Annotated in this window: 5 protein-coding genes; 1 reads left to right on the top strand and 4 read right to left on the bottom strand. The window is 65.3% G+C overall.

Going from position 1 to position 3,733, the window contains the following annotated elements:
* From VK804_RS14295 to fgd, 3 genes are all read right to left on the bottom strand, one after another.
* Nucleotides 1-322, bottom strand: a 322-nt coding sequence (locus VK804_RS14295) for a 2-phospho-L-lactate transferase CofD family protein (protein WP_325371473.1), incomplete at its 3' end; no start/stop codon positions are given.
* Nucleotides 319-1,092 (bottom strand): coenzyme F420-0:L-glutamate ligase, encoded by a 774-nt coding sequence (gene cofE / locus VK804_RS14300; RefSeq protein ID WP_325371474.1) that lies wholly within the window; start codon nucleotides 1,090-1,092, stop codon nucleotides 319-321. The genes cofE and VK804_RS14295, both read right to left, overlap by 4 nt.
* An 18-nt stretch (nucleotides 1,093-1,110) precedes the next feature.
* A complete protein-coding gene (gene fgd / locus VK804_RS14305) occupies nucleotides 1,111-2,115 on the bottom strand; it encodes a glucose-6-phosphate dehydrogenase (coenzyme-F420) (RefSeq protein WP_325371475.1) in 1,005 nt (334 codons plus the stop codon).
* A gap of 168 nt (nucleotides 2,116-2,283) precedes the next feature.
* On the opposite strand from fgd, the gene VK804_RS14310 reads away from it, so the two are divergent.
* Nucleotides 2,284-3,174, top strand: coding sequence for an LLM class F420-dependent oxidoreductase (locus VK804_RS14310; RefSeq protein ID WP_325371476.1), 891 nt, complete (start codon nucleotides 2,284-2,286; stop codon nucleotides 3,172-3,174).
* A gap of 60 nt (nucleotides 3,175-3,234) precedes the next feature.
* Here VK804_RS14310 and VK804_RS14315 read toward each other — a convergent pair.
* On the bottom strand, nucleotides 3,235-3,733 hold a 499-nt coding region (locus tag VK804_RS14315; protein WP_325371477.1), incomplete at its 5' end, for an ISAs1 family transposase.

Here is a 3,733-nt window from a genome sequence, read left to right on the forward strand (position 1 = left end):
ACCTGCGGGTGCGCTCGACATGCAGCGCGAGATCGCGATCGCCGAGCCGAAACCAGTCCTCGCCGCCGAGCGCGCCGATGGAGTCCATGAACGACCACGTCTCGTCGCGCCGGCCCCAGCCGGTGGCGGGATTGTCGAGACCAGCGAGAACATAGGTCAGCGTGTCGATATCGGGCGAGATGCAGAGGCCAAGATGCTCGAAATCGTCGCCGGTGTTGGCGACCACGAGTAGTTCGTCGGCCGGCAAGACGCGGCTCAGACCGAGCGCCAGTTTGGCGCCGCCGACCCCGCCGGACAGCGCCACGACAAGTCGCTTGCTCATCGGAACATGTCCTCGGCGGCCGGGCGCACCAGCTCGGACGCAGCATTGTCGGGACCGCGCCATGTCAGACCGCGCACGATCACGACAGGCTGGCCTTCGGCACCCTGCCCCATCACCAGCGACGCTGCGGCAGCGATCTCGTCCGCATGCCCGGTGATGCTGACCTGAAGCTCGCGTCCGAACAGATCCGGCGAGCCACGCAGATCCATCAGCGACGGCAGGCCTGCGGCGCCGATCGCAACCCCGCAGGTCCCGCGCCGCCAGGCACGGCCAAAACTGTCGCTGATGATCACCGCCACCGGCACGCCGAACTTCTGCGACAGGCGCGTCCTCAAAATCGCCGCGCTGCCGTCGGGATCGACCGGCAGCAGCAGCGCTTGCTGGGGCGCATCGGGCGAGGCCACGTTGGACTGGTCGACGCCCGCATTGGCGACCACGAAGCCCAGCCGGTGCTCGACGATCAGCAGGCCCGGCCTCGACCGCACGACGCGGACCGATTCGGACAGGATCAGTTCGACCAGACGCGGATCTTTCTCGACCTTGCCGGCGAGTTCGATCGCCTTGGTCGAGGGTACGACGGTCGCGAGATCGACCATGCGCCCTTCGGACTTGGACACGATCTTCTGCGCCAGCACGAAAACGTCGCCACTGCGCGGCACGATGCCACCGCGCGCCAGCCCCTCGGCGATCAAGGCTGAGAGATCGTCATCCTTGGCTACCCGTGGAATGCCGGGGACGGCAAGGATCTCGACGGCGTTGCTCGCGTTCATCGGCCGGTCACCGCGCACTCAACCGAAACGCTTGCGCAGCCGCGGCAGCACGTGCTCACCGTAGAGTTTCAGGAAGCGCGCCTGGTCCGGTCCCGGCGCGTGGAACACCAGATTCCGGAACCCGAGACCGACATAGTAAGCGATCCGCTCGACGTGCTCGTCGGCGTCGCTGGAAACGATCCATCGGCTGGCGGCGCGCTCCAGCGGCAGCGCGTCGGCGAGGCGCTGCATCTCGACTGGATCCTCTACCGCCATCTTTTCCTCAGGCGTCAGCGCCAGCGCCGCCCAGTGGCGGGTGTCCTCGAGCGCCCGCGCCTTGTCGGTGTCGAACGACACCTTGACCTCGATCATGCGATCGTAGGACCGCGACGGATCCTCCGACGCCGCGATGCCCTCGGCGACCTTCGGCAACAGGGTCTCGGTATAGAGCTCCGGCTTCTTGCCGCTGGTGCAGATGAACCCTTCCGCGGAGCGGCCGGCGTAGCGCGCCACCAGGGCGCCTGCGGCTGCGACATAGATCGGCACCGGCGTGTCGGGACGGTCGTAGATCGTCGCCTTCTCGGTCTTGTAGTACTGGCCTTCGAAGGAGACCCGTTCCTGCGTCCAGAGCAATCGTATCAGCGTGACGGCTTCGCGCAGGCGGGCGAAGCGCTCCTTGAATTCCGGCCAGGGCTGGCCGGTCGAGGGCACTTCGTTGAGCCCTTCCCCGGTGCCGATGCCGAGCACGACGCGTCCCGGGAACATCACGCCCATGGTGCCGAACGCCTGGGCGACGATGGACGGATGATAGCGGAACGTCGGCGTCAGCACGCTGGTGCCGATCACGACGCGCGACGTTCGGGCGCCCAGCGCGCCGAGCCATGTCAGCGAGAACGGCGCATGGCCGTCGACATGCTTCCATGGCTGGAAGTGGTCGCTGATGAAGACGGAATCGAAACCGACCTCCTCGGCAAGGCACGAGAAATCCAGCAACTTGCCCGGCGCGAACTGCTCCGCCGATGCCTTGTATCCGAGCTTGATCACGCACGTCTCCTGGCTGACCCGATCCAAGTCGGCTGTTGCCGACTTGGACATTGATATTTGCCGAACTCGGGTAGACCCGAGTTCGGTCGATGCCGATACCGTGGTACCCGCCGCGGAAATCTATAGACTAGCGGCAAGGTGACAACCAGCCAAAGCGAGGAAACGCCCATGCATCTCGGAATTGCCCTGCCTTTCGGCGACATCGGTGGCGATGGCGGAATCGTGCGCGAATTCGCCGAGCTCGCCGAGGCCGAAGGCTACCAAGGCCTGACGCTCGCGGACCACGTGCTCGGCGGCAACCCGAAGAACCCGGCCAGCGGCCGTGCGGGCGGGCTCGGCCTGTTCCACGACCCCTTCGTGGCGTTCGGTTTCATCGCGGCCTGCACGAAAAAGGTCGAACTCTCCACCCAGGTGCTGATTCTGGCGCAGCGTCAGACGGTGCTGGTTGCCAAGCAGGCGGCCAGTCTCGACGTGCTCTCAGGCGGCCGCTTCCGGTTCGGCATCGGGGTCGGCTGGAACGAGATGGAGTTCACAGGCCTCAACGAGAATTTCCACAACAGGGGCAAGCGGAGCGAGGAACAGGTCCAGGTGATGAAAGCGCTGTGGGCCGATCCTTATGTCACGTTCGAGGGCAAGTGGCATCACCTGCAGGACGCCGGCATCAATCCGCGGCCGCCGGGGCGCAAAATTCCGCTTTGGTTCGGCGGCCACATGGACGTGACGCTGCAGCGGATCGCAAAGTGGGGCGACGGCTGGATGATGCTGTCCGAACCGCCGGGGCCCAAGGCGGTTGCGGAATTCGACAAGCTGCGCCGCCTGGTGGAAGCCGAAGGACGCGACCCGGCATCCGTCGGCCTCGAAGTCTGGACCTCGACCGGCACCGGCTCTGAGAAGGACTGGCGCGAGGAAATCAGTTTTTGGAAGAAGGCCGGCGTCACGCATGTCACGCTGCACAACACCTTCGGCGGCTATCACCACAAGCGCATGGCCGGCCGCAGCATGACCGACCATGTCGGCGCCATGCGCCGCTACCGCAACGCCGTTGCCGATCTGCTGTAGTTGCGTGATGAGTTGAGGGTGAGGCGTCGGCTCTGTTACCTCTCCCCGCTTGCGGCAGGGCTATCGCATATGGCTGAGAGTCTGCATAAGGAAGGCATTGTCCCAGCCAGCACGCTTGATTTTGAGGCGGATGGACTTGCGATCGGGGTTGGCTCGCAGGATGTTGAGGGCGAGCCGGCGCAGAATGGCGAGGTTCTCCGGAGCATGGTCCTTTCGCGCGCGGTTGGCGTCCTCGGCAAAATGGACGTCGAGCACCCAATGAAGCTGATTCTCGATCCCCCAATGACTGCGGGTGACGTGCAGCAGCCGTTTTGGGGAGATGTATTTGGACAAGAGGTAGTGGCGCACGACCGGAGCATCGGCGCGCTGGCCCCGCAAGCGTCGTCGCGAGGTGATCCGGCCCACCGCAGCGACGCCTGGAAAGCCGTAGAGAGCAGCCAAACTGGTATTGCGCATGATGGTCGCCCGCCGTGCTTCGCGCCGATCGTGGGTGGAACGATCGGCCTGTTCGGCGACGCTGCGCTTGCCCGATCGTGCAAACTGTTGCGTAACCGCGGTG

It is taken from the genome of Bradyrhizobium sp. (assembly GCF_035484855.1).
GTDB lineage: Bacteria > Pseudomonadota > Alphaproteobacteria > Rhizobiales > Xanthobacteraceae > Bradyrhizobium.

Bases quoted from the DNA above. Each gene is read 5' to 3' on its own strand.
- cofE (WP_325371474.1), bottom strand. From the start codon at position 1,092: ATGAACGCGAGCAACGCCGTCGAGATCCTTGCCGTCCCCGGCATTCCA.
- VK804_RS14310 (WP_325371476.1), top strand. From the start codon at position 2,284: ATGCATCTCGGAATTGCCCTGCCTTTCGGCGACATCGGTGGCGATGGC.